At 73.1% G+C, this 22717-nt stretch carries 21 protein-coding genes; 12 read left to right on the forward strand and 9 right to left on the reverse strand.

Translation table 11 applies throughout. From position 1 onward, the window contains the following. Nucleotides 1-71: 71 nt before the first annotated feature. On the reverse strand, nucleotides 72-509 hold the full coding sequence (locus MQV74_RS19225; protein WP_138960366.1) for a MarR family winged helix-turn-helix transcriptional regulator: 438 nt from the start codon (nucleotides 507-509) through the stop codon (nucleotides 72-74). Nucleotides 510-676: 167 nt separating this feature from the next. Here MQV74_RS19225 and MQV74_RS19230 point away from each other — a divergent pair, with 167 nt between their 5' ends. Then, nucleotides 677-853: a ribbon-helix-helix protein, CopG family gene (locus MQV74_RS19230; RefSeq protein ID WP_242719343.1), complete on the forward strand. Its 177-nt coding sequence runs from the start codon at nucleotides 677-679 to the stop codon at nucleotides 851-853. 65 nt (nucleotides 854-918) lie between these two features. Here the strand turns inward: MQV74_RS19230 and MQV74_RS19235 are convergent, their stop codons facing one another. Next, on the reverse strand, nucleotides 919-2367 hold the full coding sequence (locus MQV74_RS19235) for an NCS2 family permease (RefSeq protein ID WP_242719345.1): 1449 nt from the start codon (nucleotides 2365-2367) through the stop codon (nucleotides 919-921). A gap of 203 nt (nucleotides 2368-2570) precedes the next feature. Between MQV74_RS19235 and MQV74_RS19240 the strand changes: the two genes are divergently transcribed. Both MQV74_RS19240 and MQV74_RS19245 read left to right on the forward strand, forming a co-directional pair. Next, nucleotides 2571-2846: a DUF2530 domain-containing protein gene (locus tag MQV74_RS19240; protein ID WP_242719347.1), complete on the forward strand. Its 276-nt coding sequence runs from the start codon at nucleotides 2571-2573 to the stop codon at nucleotides 2844-2846. Between the two features lie 81 nt (nucleotides 2847-2927). Further along, complete coding sequence (locus MQV74_RS19245; protein WP_242719349.1) at nucleotides 2928-5330, forward strand: cation-translocating P-type ATPase; 2403 nt, start codon at nucleotides 2928-2930, stop codon at nucleotides 5328-5330. A gap of 3 nt (nucleotides 5331-5333) precedes the next feature. On the opposite strand, the gene MQV74_RS19250 is transcribed toward MQV74_RS19245, so the two are convergent. The 4 genes from MQV74_RS19250 to MQV74_RS19265 form a co-directional block, all read right to left on the reverse strand. Beyond that, nucleotides 5334-6113 (reverse strand): calcium-binding protein, encoded by a 780-nt coding sequence (locus MQV74_RS19250; RefSeq protein WP_242719351.1) that lies wholly within the window; start codon nucleotides 6111-6113, stop codon nucleotides 5334-5336. Between the two features lie 41 nt (nucleotides 6114-6154). After that, nucleotides 6155-6982 (reverse strand): calcium-binding protein, encoded by an 828-nt coding sequence (locus MQV74_RS19255; protein WP_242719353.1) that lies wholly within the window; start codon nucleotides 6980-6982, stop codon nucleotides 6155-6157. 167 nt (nucleotides 6983-7149) lie between these two features. After that, complete coding sequence (locus tag MQV74_RS19260; protein ID WP_242719355.1) at nucleotides 7150-10338, reverse strand: sacsin N-terminal ATP-binding-like domain-containing protein; 3189 nt, start codon at nucleotides 10336-10338, stop codon at nucleotides 7150-7152. A gap of 271 nt (nucleotides 10339-10609) precedes the next feature. Continuing rightward, complete coding sequence (locus MQV74_RS19265) at nucleotides 10610-11587, reverse strand: DUF3027 domain-containing protein (RefSeq protein ID WP_242719357.1); 978 nt, start codon at nucleotides 11585-11587, stop codon at nucleotides 10610-10612. Nucleotides 11588-12020: 433 nt separating this feature from the next. Between MQV74_RS19265 and MQV74_RS19270 the strand changes: the two genes are divergently transcribed. The 4 genes from MQV74_RS19270 (at nucleotide 12021) to MQV74_RS19285 (ending at nucleotide 15763) form a co-directional block, all read left to right on the forward strand. Beyond that, nucleotides 12021-13430 (forward strand): MFS transporter, encoded by a 1410-nt coding sequence (locus MQV74_RS19270; protein WP_374120646.1) that lies wholly within the window; start codon nucleotides 12021-12023, stop codon nucleotides 13428-13430. A 275-nt stretch (nucleotides 13431-13705) separates the two neighbouring features. Continuing rightward, nucleotides 13706-14209: a DUF2771 domain-containing protein gene (locus tag MQV74_RS19275; protein ID WP_242719361.1), complete on the forward strand. Its 504-nt coding sequence runs from the start codon at nucleotides 13706-13708 to the stop codon at nucleotides 14207-14209. A 2-nt stretch (nucleotides 14210-14211) separates the two neighbouring features. Continuing rightward, a complete protein-coding gene (locus MQV74_RS19280) occupies nucleotides 14212-14913 on the forward strand; it encodes a futalosine hydrolase (protein WP_242728860.1) in 702 nt (233 codons plus the stop codon). Further along, the gene (locus MQV74_RS19285) at nucleotides 14906-15763 is read left to right on the forward strand and encodes a 1,4-dihydroxy-6-naphthoate synthase (protein ID WP_242719363.1); all 858 of its coding nucleotides are present in this window, start codon (nucleotides 14906-14908) and stop codon (nucleotides 15761-15763) included. The genes MQV74_RS19280 and MQV74_RS19285 overlap by 8 nt, the downstream gene beginning before the upstream one ends. Nucleotides 15764-15866: 103 nt before the next feature. Here MQV74_RS19285 and MQV74_RS40820 read toward each other — a convergent pair whose 3' ends face one another. Next, nucleotides 15867-16250, reverse strand: coding sequence for a cold-shock protein (locus MQV74_RS40820; protein ID WP_030363393.1), 384 nt, complete (start codon nucleotides 16248-16250; stop codon nucleotides 15867-15869). Nucleotides 16251-16461: 211 nt separating this feature from the next. Between MQV74_RS40820 and MQV74_RS19295 the strand changes: the two genes are divergently transcribed. Next, nucleotides 16462-16725 carry a hypothetical protein gene (locus MQV74_RS19295; RefSeq protein ID WP_138960378.1) on the forward strand — a complete coding sequence of 88 codons (264 nt, stop codon included), beginning with the start codon at nucleotides 16462-16464 and terminating at the stop codon, nucleotides 16723-16725. Here MQV74_RS19295 and MQV74_RS19300 read toward each other — a convergent pair. After that, nucleotides 16689-17354: an HAD family hydrolase gene (locus MQV74_RS19300; protein WP_242719365.1), complete on the reverse strand. Its 666-nt coding sequence runs from the start codon at nucleotides 17352-17354 to the stop codon at nucleotides 16689-16691. The genes MQV74_RS19295 and MQV74_RS19300 overlap by 37 nt on opposite strands. Nucleotides 17355-17492: 138 nt before the next feature. Between MQV74_RS19300 and MQV74_RS19305 the strand changes: the two genes are divergently transcribed. The 4 genes from MQV74_RS19305 to MQV74_RS19320 are packed head-to-tail and all read left to right on the forward strand — an operon-like array spanning nucleotide 17493 to nucleotide 21461. After that, the gene (locus MQV74_RS19305) at nucleotides 17493-18491 is read left to right on the forward strand and encodes a FecCD family ABC transporter permease (RefSeq protein ID WP_242719366.1); all 999 of its coding nucleotides are present in this window, start codon (nucleotides 17493-17495) and stop codon (nucleotides 18489-18491) included. Then, on the forward strand, nucleotides 18488-19570 hold the full coding sequence (locus tag MQV74_RS19310; protein ID WP_242719368.1) for a FecCD family ABC transporter permease: 1083 nt from the start codon (nucleotides 18488-18490) through the stop codon (nucleotides 19568-19570). Before MQV74_RS19305 ends, MQV74_RS19310 begins: the two co-directional genes overlap by 4 nt. After that, nucleotides 19567-20493, forward strand: a complete 927-nt coding sequence (locus MQV74_RS19315; RefSeq protein ID WP_242719370.1) for an ABC transporter ATP-binding protein — start codon at nucleotides 19567-19569, stop codon at nucleotides 20491-20493. The genes MQV74_RS19310 and MQV74_RS19315 overlap by 4 nt, the downstream gene beginning before the upstream one ends. After that, nucleotides 20490-21461 carry an ABC transporter substrate-binding protein gene (locus tag MQV74_RS19320; RefSeq protein ID WP_242719372.1) on the forward strand — a complete coding sequence of 324 codons (972 nt, stop codon included), beginning with the start codon at nucleotides 20490-20492 and terminating at the stop codon, nucleotides 21459-21461. Before MQV74_RS19315 ends, MQV74_RS19320 begins: the two co-directional genes overlap by 4 nt. 39 nt (nucleotides 21462-21500) lie before the next feature. Here the strand turns inward: MQV74_RS19320 and MQV74_RS19325 are convergent, their stop codons facing one another. After that, a complete protein-coding gene (locus MQV74_RS19325) occupies nucleotides 21501-22712 on the reverse strand; it encodes a hypothetical protein (protein WP_242719374.1) in 1212 nt (403 codons plus the stop codon). Nucleotides 22713-22717: the final 5 nt, after the last annotated feature.

Consider the following 22717-nt stretch of genomic DNA (forward strand, 5'->3'; position numbering starts at 1 on the left):
CTTGGCGGTCCGGGCCCGGGTGGGCCCTGAGGGGCACGGCCCCCGAGGGGGCCGTGCCGGTGGTCAGTCGGTCACAGGTGGGCCAGCTTCTCCAGCACGGGCGCGGCGTCGCGGAGCTTCGCCCACTCGTCGTCGTCGAGCTCCTCGGTGAGCCGCGCGAGCCACGCGTTCCGCTTTCTGCGGCTCTCCTCGAGCATGGTCTCGGCCTGCTCGGTCTGGGTGACCACCTTCTGGCGGCGGTCGTCGGGGTGCGGTTCGAGCCGCACCAGACCCTTGGCTTCGAGCAGCGCGACGATGCGGGTCATCGACGGCGGCTGCACGTGCTCCTTGCGGGCGAGCTCACCCGGGGTGGCGTTGCCACAGCGGGCGAGGGTGCCGAGCACCGACATCTCGGTCGGGCTCAGCGACTCGTCGACCCGCTGGTGCTTGAGTCGACGGGAGAGGCGCATCACGGCGGAGCGCAGTGAGTTCACGGCGGCGGCGTCGTCGCCATGGGAGAGGTCCGGCATGGTCTTTAGAGTAACTCATTACTCAGGCTAAGTACCACCGCATTAATGCGCACGAGAAGCGGGACCTGCCCAGGAACCGGAACGTGGAACCCTTTCGTCACCCGAACGAGTGAGCCGGATTCGGAAAGTCACGCATCGCCCGTCCGGGGGCGGCGACCCTGGCGGGCATGGCATCGATAGTGCTCAGCCTGCGGATGGACAGCGAGCTGCTCGACCGGCTCCGCAAGCATGCCGCCAAAAGGGGAATGAGCGTCCAGGACTATGTGGTCCGGACGCTCATCCGTGATGACTTCGACGAACGGTTCAAGTCGTCCGTCGAGGAGACAGAGAGGTTCTACGCCTGAGGCCGCGTGCCGCGCCCGGGCTCGGGACCCGGACACGGCACGCGGCCTCAGGGGCCCGCGGGGCTCTAGGTGAGGTCGAGCGCGGGCATCAAGTAGTAGAAGGCGAACACGGCCGAGACCACGTACATGGCCACCGGCACCTCCCGCCCGCGCCCCGCCGCGAGACGCAGGACGGTGAAGGTGATGAAGCCCATGCCGATGCCGTTCGTGATCGAGTACGTGAACGGCATCATCAGCATCGTCACGAACGCCGGGATCGCGATCGTGTAGTCGCTCCAGTCGATCTGCCCGATGGAGCCCGACAGGATCAGGAAGCCGACCGCGAGCAGCGCGGGCGTCGCCGCCTGCGAGGGCACCATCGTGGCGATCGGGGTGAGGAAGAGCGCCACGGTGAACAGGCCGCCGGTGACGACGTTGGCGAAGCCGGTGCGGGCGCCCTCGCCGACGCCCGCCGTGGACTCCACGAAGCAGGTGGTGGCCGAGGAGGACGAGGCGCCGCCCGCCGCGACGGCGATGCCGTCGACGAACAGGACCTTGTTGATGCCGGGGAAGTTCCCCTTGTCGTCGGTGAGGTGGGCCTCGTCGCCGATGCCCATGATCGTGCCCATCGCGTCGAAGAAGCACGAGAGCAGCACGGTGAAGACGAAGAGGATGCCGGTGAGGACGCCGACCTTCTCGAAGCCGCCGAACAGGCTGATCTCGCCGACGAGCCCGAAGTCCGGCGTCGCGACCGGGTTGCCGGGCCACTCGGGGGTCGTCAGACCCCAGGAGGGCACGTCGGCGACCGCGTGGATGATCATGGCCAGAACCGTCATCACGACGATCGAGAGCAGGATCGCGCCCGGCACCTTGCGCACCAGGAGCGCGAGGGTGAGCAGCACGCCGAGGACGAAGACGAGCACCGGCCAGCCGTTGAGGTGGCCGTCGCCGCCGAGCTGGAGCGGCACGGTGGTGTGGGCGGCGTCCGGGATGCGCGAGACGAAGCCCGCGTCGACCAGGCCGATCAGCATGATGAACAGGCCGATGCCGATCGCGATGCCCTTGCGCAGGCCGAGCGGCACCGCGCTCATCACCCGCTCCCGCAGCCCGGTGGCCACGAGCAGCATCACCACGAAGCCCGCGAGCACCACCATGCCCATGGCGTCCGGCCAGGACATGCGGGGCGCGAGCTGGAGCGCCACCACGGTGTTCACGCCGAGCCCGGCCGCGAGCGCGATCGGGACGTTGCCGATGACGCCCATGAGCAGCGTGGTGAACGCGGCGGTGAGCACGGTGGCGGTGACCAGCTGCTTGTTGTCCAGCTGGTGGCCGTACATGTCCTTCGCGCTGCCCAGGATGATCGGGTTGAGCACGATGATGTACGCCATCGCGAAGAAGGTGGCGAAGCCGCCGCGCACTTCCCGCGCCAGGGTCGAGCCCCGCTCCGAGATCTTGAAGAACCCGTCGAGCCCGCCCTGCGGGGGATTCGGGGGCGGCTGCTTGGCGTCGACCGGAGCGGTGGCCGAGGGGGACATGCGGGACCTCATGACCTCTGTTGAACGGGATAAGCCGAGCTTGCGCGTATTTGTATCTTCATACGAAAGCAACTGGCCATTAAGAAGCCGTTTCAGTATGAATACATGAGCGTGAAATGGCTATCTCCGCGCGTAGAGCCTTGTGGCGCAAGGGGTCCCGGAGCGCGCTCTGGGCCGGTGAGGGCCCCGTCTAAGCTGGGGGCATGGCGAAGTGGACACCCAAGCACGAGGCGCCGGAGCCCCTGGAAGGGCCCGTCGTCGCCACCATCACCGGCGGCACGGTCATCTGGTTCGTCCTCTTCCTGGTCCAGCTGCCGTTCTACGGCTGGTTCGACGACCGCGACGCCACCTGGTGGGTGTGGACCTGCCTCGCGGGCGGCGGCCTCGGCCTGATCGGCATCTGGTACGTGCGGGGGCGCGAGGCGGCCATCCAGCGGGCGGAGGCTTCTCGTACCGCCGCAGTACGGGATGCGACCTGAGGGCAAACCCCCTCCTACCGTGGTCGGATCTTTCAGACATTCAAGGGGTGAAGCCCCTGATCCACCCTTACCGTCGAAGGCATGACGCATATCGACGCGGGCGCCGAGCTCGACCCGGTCCACCCGGTGCCGCCGCCGGCAGGACGCGCCACCGGCCTCAGCGCGGCCGAGGTAGCCGAGCGGGTCGCCCGCGGCGAGGTCAACGACGTACCGGTCCGCAGCAGCCGCTCCACCGCCGAGATCGTCCGGGCCAACGTCTTCACGCGCTTCAACGCGATCATCGGCGTGCTCTGGGCGATCATGCTGTTCGTCGCGCCGATCCAGGACAGCCTCTTCGGCTTCGTGATCGTCGCGAACACCGGCATCGGCATCATCCAGGAGCTGCGCGCCAAGAAGACCCTCGACGGGCTCGCCGTCATAGGCGAGGCCAAACCGACGGTCCGGCGCGACGGCGTGGCCGCCGAGATCTCCACCTCCGAGATCGTCCTCGGCGACCTGGTGGAGCTGGGCCCCGGCGACAAGATCGTCGTGGACGGCGAGACGGTCGAGTCCGACAGCCTCGAAGTCGACGAGTCCCTGCTGACCGGCGAGGCCGACCCGGTCCTGAAGAAGCCCGGCGACAAGCTCATGTCGGGCTCGTTCGTGGTCGCGGGCGGCGGCGCCTTCACGGCGACCAAGGTGGGCCGCGAGGCCTACGCCGCCCAGCTCGCCGAGGAGGCGAGCCGCTTCACCCTCGTCCACTCCGAGCTGCGCACCGGCATCTCCACGATCCTCAAGTACGTGACGTGGCTGATGATCCCGACCTCGATCGGCCTGGTCATCTCCCAGCTCGTCGTCAAGGACGACAACTTCAAGGAGTCGATCGCGTACACGGTCGGCGGCATCGTCCCGATGATCCCCGAAGGCCTGGTGCTCCTCACCTCCGTGGCCTTCGCGATCGGCGTCATCCGCCTCGGCCGCCAGCAGTGCCTGGTGCAGGAACTCCCGGCCATCGAGGGCCTCGCGCGCGTGGACACCGTCTGCCTCGACAAGACGGGCACGCTCACCGAGGGCGGCATGGACGTCACCGAGCTGCGCCCCCTGAACGGCTCCGACGAGACCTACGTACGCAAGGTCCTCGGCGCCCTCGGCGAGTCGGACCCGCGTCCGAACGCCTCCCTCCAGGCCATCATCGACGCCTACCCCGACAGCGAGGAGTGGCGCTGCACCGAGTCGCTGCCGTTCTCCTCCGCCCGCAAGTACAGCGGCGCCAGCTTCAGCGAGAGCGACGGCGAGAGCTCGACCTGGCTGCTCGGCGCGCCCGACGTACTCCTTCCCGCCGGGGACCCGGCGCTCGACGAGATCGAGGACCTCAACCACCAGGGCCTGCGCGTGCTGCTCCTCGCCCGCGCCGCGGGCGACCTGGACGCCCCCGACCTCGCCGCGGGGGCGCGCCCCACGGCCCTGGTCGTCCTGGAGCAGCGGCTGCGGCCCGACGCCGCCGACACCCTGCGCTACTTCGCGGAGCAGGACGTCCAGGCCAAGGTCATCTCCGGTGACAACGCGGTCTCCGTGGGCGCGGTCGCGGGCAAACTGGGCCTGCCCGGCGCGCAGAACACGGTGGACGCCCGGCAGCTGCCCACCGACCAGGACGAGATGGCCGAGGCCCTGGACGCCAACTCCGTCTTCGGCCGCGTGACCCCGCAGCAGAAGCGGGACATGGTGGGCGCGCTCCAGTCCAAGGGCCACACGGTCGCCATGACGGGCGACGGCGTGAACGACGTCCTGGCCCTGAAGGACGCGGACATCGGCGTGTCCATGGGCTCGGGCTCGGAGGCCACCAGGGCGGTGGCCCAGATCGTCCTGCTCAACAACAGCTTCGCGACGCTGCCCTCAGTGGTGGCGGAGGGCCGCCGGGTCATCGGCAACATCACCCGCGTGGCCACGCTGTTCCTGGTGAAGACGGTCTACTCCGTCGTCATCGCCCTGCTGGTGGTCTGCTCCCAGGTGGAGTACCTGTTCCTGCCGCGCCATCTGACGCTCCTGTCCACCCTGACGATCGGCGTCCCGGCCTTCTTCCTGGCGCTCGCCCCCAACAAGGAGCGCGCCAAGCCGCACTTCGTCCGCAGAGTCATGCGCTACGCGCTGCCCGGCGGCATCATCGCGGCCCTCTCCACCTTCGCCACGTATCTGCTCGCCCGCCACCACTACGTGGGCGACGGCGCCCGCGAGGCCGAGACCAGCGCGGCCACGCTCACGCTCTTCCTGGTCTCGCTGTGGGTCCTGGCGATCATCGCCCGCCCCTACACCTGGTGGCGGATCTGCCTGGTGGCGGCCATGGGCCTGGGCTTCCTGCTGGTCCTGACCATCCCCTACCTCCAGGACTTCTTCGCCCTGAAGCTGGTCGGTACGACGATGCCGTGGGCGGCGGTCGCGATCGCGGCGGTCGCCTCGGCGGCGACGGAGTTCGCCTTCCGCTGGGTCGACCGCCGCTTCGCGGCGTAACGCCTACCGCACGTCGACGAAGTCCCCGGCCGACACCACGGCCGGGGACGTCCCCGACCCCGCGAACACATACCGGAAGGACCCGTCCGCCGTCGCCTTCACCGAGGCCTTCAGCTTCCCCTCGGCGTCCGACTTCACCGTCTTGACCGTCGTGTAGGCGCTCGCGCCCTTCTTCTTGAACTGCAGCTTCACCGACTGCTGGCCGTAGCCCGCGTACGTGCGCGACTCCCAGTTCGCCCGCGTCAACGCACCCGAGACAGTGATCGCCTCACCCTTCTTCACCGGCTCCGGAGAGGCGTCGACGGTGAGCTTGGCGGCGCGCTGGACGCGGACGGTCTTGTACTTCTCCTTGATGACGTGGTTCTCGGCCCGGCCCTTGCCCAGCAGGCCGGCCACCACGTTCCACGTGCCCGCGGTGCTGTTCTTGAGCTCGCGCGGGTGGGCGACGGTGACGATCTTGCAGGTGGCGCTCTTCGCGTCGATCTTGGTGCACCGGGGGTCCTTCGCCGGGCTCAGCATGCCCTCCAGGCGGCCCCAGTCGAGCTTCTTGCCGTACCAGAGCGCGGCGAAGCCGTCCTTGATGCCCTTCGGGTCGGTGCCCGTGACGGTCATCGTGATCTTCTTGTCGGACGTGCCGATCACGATGTCCTTGCCGCCGTTGACGACGACCTTCGTGATCCTGGTGTGGCCCTTGTGCGAGTCGGCGGCCTGGGCGGCCGGGAGGGCGAGGCCGGACAGGACGACGGCGCCGGAGACGGCGGCCACGGTGGTGCGGATGCGCATGGGGTGGTTCCTCAGGGGTGCTGGTGCGGTACGGGGGTGGGTCAGCGGACGTCGATGGCGTCACCGGCGGAGGTGACGGCCGGGGTGGTCGACGTACCCGCGAAGACGTAGCGGAAGGTGCCGTCGGCGGAGGCCTTCACCGTGGTCTTCAGGTTGCCCTTGGCGTCGGACTTCACCGTCTTGAGCGTCGTGTAGGCGCTCGCGCCCTTCTTCTTGAACTGCAGCTTCACCGGCTGCTGGGTGTAACCCGCGTACCTGCCGGTGTCCCAGTTGGCACGCGTCAGGGCCCCCGCGACGGTGATCGTCTTGCCCTTCTTCACCGGCTCCGGAGAGGCGTTGACGGTGAGCTTCGCGGCGCGCTTGAGGTGGATGCCCGTCTTGTACGCCGTGCGGATCACGTAGTCGTCGTCCGTGCCGCCCGCGGCGGCGAAGAGCTTCCAGCCGCCGCCCGCCATGTGGTTGGCGAGGCCGTTCTTGTCCCAGGAGGCCTTCGGGTTCACCGTGATGGTCACCGTGCAGGTCGCGCTGGTGGCGCTGAGCTTCTTGCACTTCTCGTCGGCGGTCGGGTTGAGCACACCGCTGAGGTTCTGCTCGTCGAACTTCCGGCCGTGCCACAGGAGACCGCCGCCGCCCGCGACGCCCTTGGCGTCGGTCGCGGTGACCGCGATGGTGAACTTCTTCTTGGCGGTGGTGCCTACCACGATGTCCTTGCCGCCGTTCACCACCGCCTTGGTGATCTTGGTGTCGCCCTTCTGCGCGTCCTTCAACGGGACGGGGAAGTCCGGCCCGGCGGCCTGGGCGGCCGGAGCGAGGAGGACGGACAGGGCCAGGGCGCCGGAGACGGCGGCCACGGTGGCACGGATGCGCATGTTTTTCCCCTGGTGGAGGAAGGGTCCCCGTGGTGCCGCAGCCGTCACACGGGGACCGATCGATCTAGGAGTCTGTTGACTCCCAGATCAGACCCACACCCATGGCCAAAGGTTGTACGTTCCGTGAAACCCGCTGGCAGGGCCAGTCGAACCAGCGGTCCCGCGCGCTAGTCGAACCAGCGGTCCCGCGCCAGCTCGCCCGTCCGCGACGGGTCCTCCAGGAGCGCCGCCACCTCGAAGCGGCGCGGCCACTGGCGGGCCGCCCAGGCCAGGCCCGCGGCGACGCCCTCCACGGTCGCGGCGTGCACCGTGCCGTCGGGGGTGCGGCGCCACTCCAGGTCCACGCCGTCCACGACGAGCTCCTCGTGCTCGCGGTACGTCGCCGGGGTGGCCGGGCCGAGCAGGACCCGTACGGACTCGGGAACCTCGTGCTCCACGCCCGCCGCGGGGTCCACCTCCGCCCGCACGTACGCGCTCAGCCGCTCCGCCTGGAGCAGCTCCGCGAGGTCACCGGCCCGCGACGGTGCCACGGGAAGCAGCGGCAGGCCCGCGGTCAGCGGCAGCAGGTCGGGGGCGTCCGCGACCACCGCGTCCCCGGTGTCGACGCACATGACCTCCGCGCCCTCGCCGCCCAGGACCACCCGCACCTCGTCCGGCAGCGTGACCTGCTCCGGGTCGACGTCGGCCAGCGCCCCGTACAGGGCGTGCAGCTGGGCCGGGGAAACGGTCCGCTCCGGGTCCGCGAGCCGGTCGAGCAGCTCGGCGGCGCCGCCGGGCTCGGCGAGCAGCGCGCCCACGGACGTACGGACGCCGAGCGCGCGCAGCACCTGCTCGTCGTCGAAGCCGGCCGCGTCGGCGGAGTCGTACAGGCCGTCGAGCAGCGGATCGCCGCCCGCAGCCCGCAGCCCGGCCGGGCGGCGGCCGTCCAGGACCGGGTGGCCGCGCAGCCACCAGGCCGTGTACGGACGCACGCTCTCCGTCGTGCCGTCCGGGAGCAGCACCCGCACCGGCTGGGTGAGGGCGTCCCGCAGCGGTGGCCGGGAGAGCAGCGCGAGCGCGCGCGGCCACTGGTCGTCGGCCACGAGGTCCAGGTCCCGCACCGCCACGATCTCCGTGGCCACGGGCGGCACCGCCGTGTCCGGCAGCCGGTCGAGCACGTCCTCGCACCACACGTCGACCGCGTCGAGCAGGCCCGCGTCGTCGGGCTCGGCGAAGTCCCCGTCGCGGGGCTCGAGGTCGTCCGGGTCGAGGACCACGTCCGTGGCGCGTACGAGGGTGAAGGAGGCGAGGACCCCGCAGGCGGCCAGCGGCTGCTCGCCCCACCGCCCGGCGACGTCCGCGTCCACGAAGGCCAGCTCGCCCTCGCGCATGACCTCGGCGAACGCGCTGCCGGGCAGCACGAGTTCACCGGCGGGCGCGGCTTCGCCGTCCTCGTCGGGCAGCGCGAGCGCGCCGAGCCAGGGCTCGTCACCGGGCGCGAGGTCGGCGTCGCGGACGAGGCCGAGCACGAGGTCCGCGAGCTCGTCGGCGCCGAGCCCCGCCTCCTCGTCGAGGCCGTCGTACCAGGAGTCGTCGTCGAGCGACGCGGCCACCGCCGCCCGGACCTGGGGCGTCGTCAGGACCGCGCGCGGCGTGGCGGGCAGCGCGCCGAGCTTCTCCAGGAGCGGATGCGCGGCGTCCGCGTGGGCGACCTTCAGGCCGAGTCGGGCCAGGGCCGCGGGCGCGGCCGTGTCCCCCGGCGCGGGCAGCAGGACCTGGCGCGGCCCGATCGTCGTACGCCCGCTCGCCAGCGGCACGGGCAGCCCCGAGAGCCGGTCGGGGTCGACACCGGCGAGGGTGTCGTACAACCGCCGCCACCAGGAAGGCTCCCGCTCCAGGCCGGCGAGCCGGTCGACCGCCTCGGTCAGCGGCACCCGGGCGACGCCGAGCGTGCGCAGCTCGCCCCGGCGCTCCAGGCCCGCGGGCAGCAGGCTGGGCAGGACCTCGGCAAGGACCCGCACGGTGTCCGCGCCCGCGCCCTCCACGACTTCCGCCTCGCGCGGCCGCAGCGCCTCGGGGGCCGCGTCCTGCGACCACTCGTCGGCGGGCTCGCGCACGGCACTGTCGGCGGGCTCGCGCACCGGACCGGCGGCGGGCGGCAGGAACGCGGTGCGCGGCAGCCGGTCGAGCACGGCCTGGCGCAGCGCGCCGTCCAGCGCGCTGCGGCCGAGCGGCCCCGGCACCAGGCCGATGACCGCCTCCGTCACCGGCCGCCACCCGGCCAGCAGTTCGGCGTACGCGTCCGCGGCCCGCTCCACCAGGAAGTCCGTGAGCGGCCCCGGCGCGGCGTGGCGGCGGCTGGTGTCGAGCGGGAACGTGCCGATGAGCAGCGCGGGCACGCCGAGCGGCTCGTCACTGGGGGTCGGCGCGTGCAGCACCGGGCTGGTCCGGGGCGCCCCCGGCGTGCCGTCGTCGCCCACCGGCACGGCCCAGGTGAGCTGCCAGTAGGGGCGCAGGCGCTCCTCCACGGGGCGGTCCGCGAGCAGCCGCGCCTCCAGCTCCCCTGCACGAGTGACGGTGCGCCAGCGCGTCGTGCCCTCCCGGGTGTCCGCCACGACGGTGTCCGCGCCGTCGGTGGAGCGGCGCAGGACCCGGGTCGTGCCGTCCGGGGTGCGGACGGACACCTCCTCCAGGCCGGGCAGCGCGAGCAGCAGCGCGTCGTCGACACCGGCGAGCAGCCGCGTCACCAGGTCCTCGGCGGCGACGTCCCGCAGCGGCAGGATCACGACCGTGTCGTACCCGTCCGGAGCGGTGCCCTCCGCCGCCAGCGGAAGCCGCAGGAGCGGTACGTGGCCGTCGCGCCGCCGCACCTCGTCGCCGAGGCCCGGGCTGAACCTGGCCGTCTCCGCGGCCAGTTCGCGGGCCTCCGCGAGGGACCAGCGGACCCCGCCGGTACGGCCCACCACGGCGGGCTCGTCCGACACGGCGAGCACGGCGGCGAAGCCCACGCCGAAGCGTCCGGTGGTGCGCCGCCGGGCGTCGCCCTCCCGCTTCGCGGACGCCCGCAGCGTCGCCAGGGACTCCACGCCCGCCGCGTCCAGCGGGGCGCCGGTGTTCGCCGCGGCGAGCACGCCGTCCTGGAGCGTGAGCGCGAGCCGGCCCGCGACGCCCGCGCGGGCGGCCGCGTCCGAGGCGTTCTGCGCGAGCTCGACGACCAGGCGGTCGCGGTAGCCGCCGAGCGCCAGGTCCTCCTCGGCGTTGGCGTCCTCCCGGAACCGGGCCGGGCTCGCCGCCCAGGCCTCGAGCACGGAGCGGCGCAGACGGGCGGTGCCGAACGGGTCGGTGCCCTCGGTGGCAGGCCGCACGGTCTTGCTCACGGTTCGTCGCCCTTCTCCGGTTGGCTGTGGGGGCGAACGGTACCGCGTCCCGCGCGGGGCGCCCTCCGGGGGCCTTTCCCACCCACCCGCCCAAGACCAGGCAGATTCGACAGCGCCCTGAAGGGGCGCGGGGAACTGCGCGACCAGCCACGACAAGCCCGCAGGCGACCGCCCCGACAACCCCGGCGAAGCGTTCAGGAGGGACCGCCGAGGCAACGCCCCGGGCTCAGGACTCGGGTCGCCGGGGCCCCGGCCCCGGAAACCGTGGCGGCTAGGAGTGGCCCAGGTCCTCGTTCGCGCCCGCGTCGGCGGGCGGGACCGAGCCGGAGTCGGGGGCGGGCCGCAGCGGCAGCTCGTCGACCCGCGTCTCGTCGAGGACCGGCGGGGCGGGGCGCGGCGGCTTCGGCATGACCGCGGCCTCGGAGTGCCCGCCGCAGCCGTACGCGAGCGAGACCACGTGGCCGTCCGCGGGACCGAACTCGTTCGCGCACACGCCGAAGGCCTGCCCGAGCGAGCCCCCGATGGGCACCAGGAAGCCACAGCTCACACAGGACGCGGGCGCGGCCTGCGCCATCGGCGTCTTCGCGCCGTACCCCTCGTCCCAGCGGTCGGCGGAGGTGTGCAGGCCGTACCGGGAGAGGACCCGGGCGCGGCGCATGCCGAGCTCCTCGGCGAGGGCCGCGAGGGAGCCGCGGGCGGGCGCAGCGTCGGTGGCGTCCGCGTCCCGGGCGGTGTCCGTGCCGCCCGTGCCGTCCGCGTCGCCCGTGCCGTCGGTGTACTCCGCGTCAGCGCGCTCGGCCAGCTCCTGCGACAGGACGGAGTTCGGCGGCGGCGCGTCCTCGCCGGAGTAACCGGGCTCCAGGCGCAGGTCCTCGGCGTCCGTCGGGAGGAGGTCGCCCGGACCCATGTCGCCGGGGCGCAGCCGCTCGCTCCACGGCACCCACTCGGGGGCCAGGAGCGCGTCGGGGCCCGGCAGCAGCACGGTCTCGTCGAGCGTGACGACCTTCGCGCGGGAGGCGCGGGCCACGGTCACCGCCCAGCGCCAGCCGCGGTAGCCCAGCTCCTTGCACTCGAAGAGATGCGTGACGACGCGGTCGCCCTCCACGACGACCTCGACATGCTCACCGACCACCCCCGGCGCGGCGGCCTCCTCGGCCGCGGCCCGGGCGAACCCGACGGCCTCGGCGCAGAGGCGGTCGGGGGTACGCGGGGTGCGCTGGGTGCGGCTTCGCGTTGTCGCTGCGCTCACAGGTATCGCTTCTCTCCTACGCCGTCTCACGGGTGCGCCACCCTTACGCGGGGGCACGGACGGAGCGGACCAGGGGGCCGCGTCGACGTCCGCGCCCGACGTCACGGGCGCGCCTACGCCATCCATTCTGCGGGATGGCCATGAGGCGCGCGGCCGAGAGCTTCCGCCGCAGGCGCGTTACGCACGCTACCTGTTCCTGGCCCCTGGGCCCACACCGGCGCCAGTCCCGAGCCCCCCGTGCCCGGGACCGCCCCACCGGATTTTCCCTCCCACCCGCCCGCCCGTACCTGCCCCGGGGCCAGGTCGGAGCCATCCAGCGCGTCCGGCGATTGAGGACAAAAAGTGCCTGGTCAGGGGCGGGTGGGGGGACATGGGGGGACGTCGCGCGGGAGAGGTGCCACTAGTCGGGCGCGGAAGGGGGCACTATGACTGGGTGGCTGGCGTCAGGTCGTCGTCGTCCCACGGGCTGCACTCCCCCCGCCCGGCACGCAGGGCAGCCCGTGCGCTGGCCCGCGCGCTGCACCTGCCGTTCACCGGAACGGCCCGCGGCATCCGCAAGGCCACCCACGCCCACGGAGCGGGCGAGTCCGGCCTGGGCAAGCTGATCGAGCTGCACGCGGTGAACGGCGCGGGCGACGTGCTGATCACCATCTCGCTCGCGTCCACGGTGTTCTTCTCCGTACCGACCGACGAGGCCCGCGGCCGCGTCGCGCTCTACCTCGCCATCACCATGGCACCGTTCACGCTCCTCGCCCCCGTCATCGGCCCCCTCCTGGACCGCCTCCCCCACGGCCGCCGCGCCGCGATGGCGGGCGCGATGCTGGCGCGGGCGCTGCTCGCGCTGATCCTGTCGAGCGCGGTGGCGACGGGCGGCCTGGAGCTGTACCCGGCCGCGCTCGGCGTGCTCGTCGCGTCGAAGGCGTACGGCGTGGTCCGCAGCGCCGTCGTGCCCCGGCTGCTGCCGCCCGCCTTCTCGCTGGTGAAGGCGAACTCCCGGGTGACGTTGAGCGGCCTGCTGGCGACGGGGGTGGCCGCGCCCGTGGGGGCGGGGCTCCAGGCACTCGGCTCGCGCTGGCCGCTGTACGGGGCGTGCGTGGTGTTCATCGCCGGGACCGTGCTTTCGTTCACGCTGCCCCGCAAGGTGGACTCGGCGAAGGGCGAGAGCAAGGCGCTGCTGGCGGCGGACGAGGAGCATCTGCGCCTGGCCCGCGCCAGGGACCGCGGGGACTCGACCCGCAGGAGCCGCCTCGGCCTGCGGACGGTCGGCCCCGCCGTGACGCACGGCCTGGCCGTCAACGCCGCGCAGCGCGGGCTCTCCGGCTTCCTGATCTTCTTCCTGGCCTTCCTGCTGCGCGAGCATCCGCTCGGCGGGCAGAGCGCGGCGGTGTCCCTCGGCATCGTCGGGGTCGCCGCGGGCACGGGCAACGCGCTCGGCACGGCCGTCGGGGCGTGGCTGAAGTCGCGCGCGCCCGAGATGATCATCGTGACCGTGGTGGCGGTGGTGCTCGGGGTCGCGGTGTGCGCGGCGCTGTTCTACAGCCCCGTGGGCATCGCCTGTCTGGCGGCCGTCGCGGGTTTCGCGCAGGCCCTGTCGAAGCTGTCGCTGGACGCGCTGATCCAGCGGGACGTGCCGGAGGCGGTGCGCACGTCCGCGTTCGCGCGCGCCGAGACGCTGCTGCAGATGGCCTGGGTGGTCGGCGGCGGCATCGGCATCGCCCTCCCCCTGAACGGAACGCTCGGCCTCTCCGTGGCGGCGGCGATCGTGGCGGTCGGCTGGCTCCCGACGGTACGAGGCCTCTTGGCGGCGGCCCGCAGGGGAGGCAATCGCAGGGTGCTGGCGTAGGACACGAACGGGCCGGGAGCCGCCAGGCCGGGGCCCGGCCTGGTCACTGGGGCAGGGACGGGTGGGCGGGTGGGAGAAACCCGCCGCGGTAGCGGCGGGCCGCCGGACGACGGCCGCAAGCCGCCAGGTCGGGGCCGGGCCGGGTCGCCGGGGCAGGAACGGGTGGGCGGGTGGGAGAAAACCCGCCGCGGTAGCGGTGGGTGGGGAGGCCGCGCCGGAGGCGGCCCGGCGGGGCGGGCGGCAGGGGCCCAGGGGCCAGGAGATAGCCTTCCGCCATGACCTCCCTGGTACCCCGCTCAGCGCGCAGCCGCCGCGCCGTCGCCTCCCTCGGCGCCGTCTCCGCCGGACTGCTCGTCCTGTCGGCCTGTGACAAGCCGACGCCGCTGGCCACCGTGACGGTCGGCAGCAAGTCCGTGCACTCCGAGGCCGCCTGCTACAAGGACGGCAAGGAGCTCACGCAGTCCGCCGTGCAGGACTGCCTGAAGGACACGAAGGACATCAAGTCCATCACCGTCGACCCCGACGAGAAGGTCCGCTTCGGCGTCGACCCGGAGATCGCCGACAAGGGCTGGACGCTGCTGATGAACGGCCAGCCCCTGACCGAGGCCAGCAAGAAGACGTACGTCGTCATCCCGGGCAGCGTGTTCTTCAACCAGCAGTACGGCGGTGGCGGCTCCTCGACGACCGTCAGCCTCCTTGAGGGCGGCAAGAGCGAGAGCGGCGCGCCGAAGGCCACGGGCCTGTGGTCGTTCAAGCTGAAGAAGGACAAGGACGCCTGACCCTGACCGGGACCGGGCGGGGCCCACGCGTCCTGGTGGCCACCGCGGTACCCGCCGAGCGGGACGCGGTGGCCTCCGGCCTGTCCGCCGGGGCCGGCCCCGCGGGCGGCGCGGGCCGCGTGGACGTGCTCGCCGTCGGTGTCGGCCCCGCGGCCGCCGCCGCGGGCACCGCGGCCGCGCTCGCCACCGCCGCCGCGCACGGCACGCCGTACGGCCTCGTGGTCTCCGCCGGAATCGGCGGCGGGTTCCCGCCGGACGCGCCGGTGGGGTCGCTGGTCGTCGCCGACGCCGTGACCGCGGCCGATCTGGGGGCCGAGACGGCCGACGGCTTCCTGCCGGTCACCGAGCTGGGCTTCGGCCGGGTCACGTACGAGCCGCCGGGCGCCCTCGTGCGGGAGCTGGCCGCCGTGTCGGGCGCCGCGACGGGCACGGTCCTGACGGTGTCGACCGTCACCGGTTCCGCCGAGCGCGCGGCCGCGCTGCGCGCCCGCCATCCGCGTGCGCTCGCGGAGGCGATGGAGGGCTTCGGCGTCGCCGAGGCCGCCGCCGTGCACGGGCTTCCCGTGTGCGAGGTGCGCGCGGTCTCGAACCCGGTGGGCCCGCGCGACCGGGCCGCCTGGCGCATCGGCGACGCGCTCGCCGCGCTCACCGGGGCGTTCGGGAAGTTCGCGCCCGTACTGGAGAGTTGGAACAGGCATGACTGACACCACCCCCGAGGCCCTGCGCATCGCGTACTCGCCCTGCCCCAACGACACCTTCGTCTTCGACGCCTGGGCGCACGGCCGGGTGCCGGACGCGCCCGCGCTCGACGTGACGTTCGCGGACATCGACATCACCAACGGCATGGCCGAGCGCGGCGAGTTCGACGTGCTCAAGGTGTCGTACGCCGTGCTGCCGTACGTCCTCGACGAGTACGCGCTGCTGCCTTGCGGCGGCGCCCTCGGGCGGGGCTGCGGGCCGCTGGTGCTGACCCGGGAGCCGGGCCTCGACTTGAGCGGCAAGAGGGTCGCCGTGCCGAGCGAGCGGTCGACGGCGTACCTGCTGTTCCGGCTGTGGGCGGCGGACGTCCTCGCGGACGGCGTCGGGGAGATCGTCGTGCTGCCCTTCGACCGGATCATGCCCGCCGTGCGGGACGGCGAGGTCGACGCGGGGCTCGTCATCCACGAGGCGCGCTTCACGTACCAGAACTACGGCCTGCACCGGCTCGCCGACATGGGCGAGCACTGGGAGGCCACGACGGGCCTGCCGATCCCGCTCGGCGCGATCATCGCGAAGCGGTCCCTCGGCGAGGACGCGCTGCGCGAGCTCGCGGCCGCCGCGCGGGCGTCGGTGCGCGCGGCGTGGGACGACCCCGAGGCCTCGCGCCCCTATGTCCTGGAGCACGCCCAGGAGATGGATCCGAAGGTGGCCGACCAGCACATCGGCCTGTACGTCAACGAGTTCACCGCGGACCTGGGAGAGGACGGCTACGCCGCGGTGCGCGGCCTCCTGACCCGTGCCGCCGCGGAGGGCCTGGTCCCGGCCTTGGCCCCGGGGGCGCTTTCGTTCCCCTGACGGGCGGCTCCCGCCTCATCGGCGCTCCGCGCCTCGTCCTCAAACGGCGGACGGGCTGAATTCCCACGGCCCTGGCCGAGGGCTTTCAGCCCGTCCGCCGTGGTCACACGTCCAGTTGGTCCGCCACCGCGCGCAGGAGGCCCGCGATCTTCGCGCCCGAGGCCTTGTCGGGGTAACGCCCCTTCTCCAGCATGGGGGTGATGTTCTCCAGGAGGGTGGTGAGGTCCTGGACGATCGAGGCCAGTTCGTCCGGCTTGCGGCGCTGTGCCGCGGCGACCGACGGCGTGGGGTCGAGAAGCGTCACCGAAAGGGCCTGGTCCCCGCGCTGGCCGGCGACCACGCCGAATTCCACGCGCTGGCCGGGCTTGAGTGTGTCGACGCCGTCGGGCAGTACGGAGGAATGCACGAAGACGTCGCCGCCGTCGTCGCGGGAGAGGAAGCCGAAGCCCTTCTCGCTGTTGAACCACTTGACCTTGCCGGTAGGCACGTGAAGTCCTCGTCCTCGTACTAGTCGTCGTATCGGCGGCACCGCGCCGCCTTCGGCGTGGACCCTTCCGGTCCCCGTCCGCCGGGCGAAAACGGCTCTGGATAGCACTACAGCGGGTCGCACGACCCGCCAGCACCAAGACTATTGGTCCCGGGGCCGGTGACAAGACGTCCCCGGTTTCTTCCTTCGCGCTGGGAACTACCCTGGTCCGGTGCGTGACAAAACCCAAGCGAATTCCACCGGACCGGGCGACGGCCTCGTGCGGATTGGCGCGATCGTTTTCTTCGTCGGTGCCGTGGCCACGCTGGTCACGGTGGCTCCGCTGTTCCTCGGCGGCGACCCATTCCCACCCGTCGCCTATGCGGTGTGCATGCTGATGGGCGTGGGTTTCCTCATCGCCGGGGCAGGCGTGTTCAGGTCCATCGCCGTGCAGCGGCGTCAGGCCAGGTCAGCGGCGGGCCCATCGGCCACGTGAGCCGCGAGCCAGGCCGGGAACTGGCTCAGATCGTCGAGTACGACGTCGGCGCCCGCCGCGCGCAGTTCCTCTGCGTCGCACGGCCCGGTCGCCACCGCTACGGAGAGCGCGCCCGCCGTACGCGCCCCGCGTACGTCCCCGGTGTGGTCGCCGACGTACACGGACGCCCCGTACTCGTGCAGGGCCTGCGCCTTCCGCTCCGCCCACAGATTGCCCACCACGGCGTCCGCCGCGATGCCGAGGTGCTCGATGTGGAGCTTGGCGTTCGGTTCGTACTTGGCGGTGACCACTATCGCGCGGCCGCCCGCCGCGCGCACCGCGTCGACGGCCGCGCGGGCGCCGGGCAGCGCGGGCGTCGCCGCGATCGCGTATGTGGGATACATCTCACGGTAGAGCTCCGCCGTCGCCGCGACCTCGGTGGCCGGAAACCAGTGGGCCAACTCCTGTTCGAGGGGCGGCCCGAGGCGGGTCACGGCCAGGTCCGCGTCCACGTGCGTACCGGTCCGCTCGGACAGCGCCACGTAACAGGCGTGGATGCCGGGCCGGGAGTCGATCAGGGTCATGTCGAGGTCGAAGCCGACGGTGAGCGCGCCGCCGTCCCGGGTGGTCCGTGCAGTCCGTGAGGTCATGGCGCCCATTGTGCCGGGGGGTCGAAGGCCCGGTCGGGGTGGCCGGGCCCCCTTATGCTTCTTAGCCAAGCCTTACCAATCTTCACCCCGCTCTTCGGCGGCCCCGCGCCGCCCTCGTCCTGCGAAACGAGCCAGCCGATGCGTGTGAACGCCAGACGCGCCGTCGTGATGACGGCGGCCGTCGTGGCCCTGCTGCTCGCCGTCCTGTTCAGCCTCGCCGTCGGCGCCCGCGCGATCGCGCCGTCCGCGGTCCTCGACGCCCTGCTGCACGGCGGGCACAGCGACGCCGCCGAAGTGGTCCGCGAGATGCGCGTGCCGCGCACGGTCCTCGGCGTCATGGTCGGCGCCGCGCTCGCCGTCGCGGGCACCGCGCTCCAGGGCATCACCCGCAACCCCATCGCCGACCCCGGCATCCTCGGCATCAGCCAGGGCGCGTCGGTCGGCGTGGTCGTCGCCATCGCGTACGCGGGCACGCACACGCTCACCGGATACGTCTGGTACGCCTTCACCGGCGCGGCCCTCGCGGCCGTCGCCGTCTACGCGATCGCCGCCAGTGGCCGGGGCGGCGCGACCCCCGTCAAACTCGCCCTCGGCGGCGCCGCGATCAACGCCCTGCTCGTCTCCGTCACCACGGGCATCCTCACCACCCGGGCGTCCGCGCTCGACGAGTTCCGCTTCTGGCAGGTCGGCGCGCTCTCCGGGCGCGAGGCCGCGATCGTCGGCCAGACCTGGCCGTTCCTGCTCGCCGGGCTGCTGCTCGTCCTTTCCGTCGCCCGCGGCCTCGACGCCCTCGCCCTCGGTGAGGACATGGCCAAGGGCCTCGGCCAGAACGTCGCCCTCGTCCGCGTCGTGGGCGGCCTCGGCGCCACCGTCCTGACCGGCGCCGGCGTGGCCGCCGCCGGGCCCATCGCCTTCATCGGCCTCGCGGTCCCCCACATCGCCCGCGCCGTCATCGGCAGCGACCACCGCTGGGTGCTTCCGCTCGCCGCCCTCCTGGGGCCCGTGATGCTCCTCGTCTCCGACACGGTGGGCCGGATCGTCTTCCCGCCGAGCGAGGTCCCCGCGGGTGTGATGACCGCCCTGATCGGCGTCCCGTTCCTGGTGACCCTCGTCCGCAGGAAGGCGGTGGCGGCATGAGCCCCGACGTCCTCGCCGCCGCCCCGCGCCGGGTGCGTCCCGCCGGGTACGCGGTCGTCCGCCTGGGCCGGGCCACGTTCCTCGCCCACCGCAGGGCGGCCGTGGTCGCGACCGTCCTCGCGCTCCTCCTCGCGGCCGCCTGCCTGACCTATCTGTGCGTCGGCGAGACCTACGTCCAGCCCGTCGAGGCCCTGAAGGTCGTCTTCGGGCGGCCCTCGGCGGACGAGCTGGTCGTGGGCACCCTCCGCGAACCCCGGATGACGGTGGGGCTGCTCGTCGGCGCCGCCTTCGGTGTCGCGGGCGCGCTCATCCAGACCGTCGCCCGCAACCCCCTGGCCAGCCCGGACATCATCGGGATCAGCCAGGGGGCGAGCGCGGTGACGGTCGCCGCGATGACCTTCGGGCTCACCTCGTACACGGTCCTGCCGTATCTGTCCGTGGCGGGCGGCGTCGCCGCCGCGCTGCTCGTGTACGCGTTCGCGTGGCGCGGCGGCCTGCACGCGACGCGGTTCGTGCTGATCGGCATCGGCTTCGCGATCGCGCTGCGGTCCGTGACCACGCTCTTCATGACGAAGGGCGACTACCTCGTCGCGCAGCAGGCGCAGATCTGGATGACCGGGTCGCTGAACGGCCGCGGCTGGCCGGAGGCCGAACCCCTCGCCCTGACGCTGCTCGTCCTCCTGCCGTGCGTGGCCTGGGCGGCCCGCGCCCAGCGCACCGTGTCGATGGACGACGACACGGCGACGGCGCTCGGCGTGCGGCTGGGCCGGGTGCGCACCGGGCTCGTGCTGCTCGGCGTCGTCCTGGCGTCGGTGGCGACCGGGGCCGCGGGGCCCGTCGACTTCGTGGCGCTGCTCGCCCCGCAGATCGCCCGGCGCCTGACCCGGACCGCGCAGATCCCGCTGGTCGGCTCGGCGCTGCTCGGCGCGCTCGTCGTCGTCCTCGCCGATCTCCTCGCCCGGCGGCTCTTCTCGCCCACCGAGCTGCCGGTGGGTGTCCTCACGGCCGCGGTCGGGGCGCCCTATCTGATCTGGCTCATCGTCCGCAGCCGTTCCGTCCGCAATGGAGGCACCGCGTGAGCGCCCCCGCCGGCGCGCGTCTGACCGCGCGCGAACTGACCCTCGCCTACGAGGACCGTACGGTCGTGCACGCGCTCGACCTCGCGATCCCCGACGGCGCGGTGACCGTCGTCGTCGGCCCGAACGCCTGCGGCAAGTCGACGACGCTGCGCGCGCTCGGGCGGCTGCTCAAACCCAAGGGCGGCGCCGTCCTGCTCGACGGCGAGGAGCTGGCGAAGCTGCCGACGCGGCACATCGCCCAGCGGATCGGGCTGCTCCCGCAGACCCCGGTGGCGCCCGAGGCCATCACCGTCGCGGACCTGGTGGCGCGCGGCCGCCAGCCCCACCAGCGGTGGTGGCAGCAGTGGTCGGACGCCGACGAGCGGGCCGTCACCGAGGCGATGGAGCGCACCGACGTGGCCGGGCTCGCCGAGCGGGCCGTCGACGAGCTGTCGGGCGGGCAGCGGCAGCGCGTGTGGATCGCCATGGCCCTCGCGCAGGAGACCGAGCTGCTGCTGCTCGACGAGCCGACGACGTACCTGGACATCTCCCACCAGGTCGAGGTCCTGGACCTCGTACGGCAGTTGAACCACGACCGGGGGCGGACGGTCGCCGTCGTCCTGCACGACCTGAACCAGGCCGCCCGCTACGCCGACCACCTCGTCGCCATGAAGGAGGGGCGGGTGGTCGCCGAGGGCGCGCCGCGCGACGTCGTGACCGCGGAGCTCGTGCGGGACGTGTTCGGCCTGGAGTGCGTCGTCGTCCCCGATCCGGTGACGGGCTCGCCGCTGGTGGTGCCGGGCACCCCGTGGCGGCCCCCGGCCCCGCAGGACCGCCCGGCGGCGCCCGGCGCCCGTCCCGCTCCCGCAGACGGTCCCGCTCCCGCAGACCGTCCGGCCCCGGAGGACGAGAAGCCCTCCCCCGACGAAAGGCCCTCCACATGAACCGCAGCTCCCGCCGCCGCGTCCGTACCGTGGGCGCCCTCGCCGTGACCGGCGCGCTCGCGCTCGCCGGGTGCGGTTCGTCCGACGACGACAAGGACTCGGGGTCCGGCGACACGCACGTCGTGAAGACGGCCATGGGCGACGTGAAGGTGCCCGTGGCGCCCGAGCGGGTCGTCGTGCTCGACACCGCCGAGCTGGACTCCGCGCTCACCCTCGGCGTGAAGCCGGTCGGCGCCACGCACACCGACGCGGCCGGCGGCTTCCCGGGCTATCTGCCGAAGGGCGAGCTCGCGGGCGTCAAGGACGTCGGCGAGATGATGAACCCGAACCTGGAGGTCATCGCCGGTCTGGAGCCGGACCTGATCCTCACCTCCAAGATCCGCCACGGCGCGAAGTACGACCAGCTGAAGCAGATCGCGCCGACCGTCATGACGGAGACCACCGGCTACCCCTGGAAGGAGAACTTCCGGACGCACGCGGACGCGCTCGGCAAGAAGGCCGCGGCGAAGAAGACCGTCGCCGCCTACGACGCGCACGTCAAGGAGGTCACGGCGGCGATCGGCGGCCCGGCGCGGGCCAAGGCCACCGAGGTCAACGTGGTGCGCTTCGTCCAGGGCGCCGACATCCGCATCTACGGCGAGCAGTCGTACATCGCCACGATCCTCAAGGACGTGGGCCTGGGCCGCGCGCCCGTCTCCCGGAAGGCCAAGGACGGGTTCTCCTACGACGTGAGCCCCGAGAAGATCGACCTCGCCGACACGGACGTCATCTTCCGGTCGACGTACGGCGATCCGAAGAAGGCCAAGCAGACGCAGACCGTGAACAGCGGTCTGTGGAAGAACATGAAGGCGGTCAAGTCCGGCAACGTCCACGCTGTCGACGACGAGCTGTGGCTCCAGGGCATCGGCTACACCGCCGCCGACAAGGTCCTGGACCAGATGAAGACGGCGCTGACGAAGAAGAAGTAGCCGCCCCGGTACGGGGGTTCGCCCGGGGAGTCCGCGCGGCTACTCGGGCTTGCTCCGCTGCGACCTCCACACGAGGAACAGCGCGGAGGCGACGGCCGCCGCCCGGACCACCCACGGCCAGGCCTCCTCGACCGCCGCGTTCATCTGGCCCTTGGCGATGGGCTCGCCCCACTTGCCCTGCGCCCTCCCCCACAGCCAGGCGATGCCGCCCGCGATCGTGAGCGCGGGCACGGCTATCACCGCGGCCTTCTTCTCGGCCGGGCTGATCTTGCGCGAGAACCAGGCGACGACCCAACCGCCGCCGAGCGCGAACCAGTTGCCGATGACCGCGCCGACGACGAGCGCGGCGGCGGCGAGCAGCAGGACGGGGTTGCTGAGGGACCGGACGCCGGCGAGCACACCGGCCCCGGCGGAGCCGTCCGGAACAGGCGCTTCCGCCTCGGGGGCTTCCTGGGCGGCGGGGCCCTTGGCGGCGGGGCCGCCCTTGGTGAGCGGTGCCTTCTTGGCGGGCTGCGGCTTCTTGGCGGGCTGCGCGTCCTTCGTCAGGAGCGGGAGTATGCCGAAGCGGCGGCGGCGCGCCTCGTCCGGCGCGGCCTCCTCCTCGGCGGCTTCGGCGTCCTCAGCGGCTTCGGCGTCCTCGGCCCCGTCCTCCTCGCGCTCCGCACCAGACCCCTTCTTCTCCAGGTCCGTGGGCGGCCGTTGCAGCATCTCGGGGATCTCCACCCCGCCCACGAACCCGTGCACGCGGTGCGCGCCCTCCTCCGGGACGCGCTCCACCCGCCACCAGTCGGGTTCCAGGTCCGGTGCGCTGTCGCCGAGTTCGTCGGTGCCCGCGAGGTGCGGCGGGGCGGGGCGCGGCGGTTCGGGGGCGGGCGGGCTCGCGGGCGCCGCCGGCGCGGCGGCCCCGGTGGCGCGGCGCGGGCGCGGCACCCCCCGGCGCGGCCGCCTGGGCTCACGCGACCGGGACGGAGCGGGGGACGGGGAAGGGGGCGCGGCCGCGGCGGGCGGCGGGGGCGCGGTGGGCGCGCCCGTGGCGGCGGCGGTGACCAGCTCGTCCGGGGAGCCGATGCGGTCCAGGATGCGCCGCACGGCGGCGGGGCTGTCGGCGGCCTTGGCGCGGCGGCGGTCGATCTCGCCCCGGAGTTCGGACACGAGTCGCATGCGGGCGGCGGACGACAGCTGACGCTGCTGCGCGAGGTCGCCGACGCGGCTCAGATAGTCGAAGACGAGCTGGTCGCTCTCGATCCCCACGAAGT

Source organism: Streptomyces sp. AN091965, assembly GCF_022698285.1.
GTDB lineage: Bacteria > Actinomycetota > Actinomycetes > Streptomycetales > Streptomycetaceae > Streptomyces.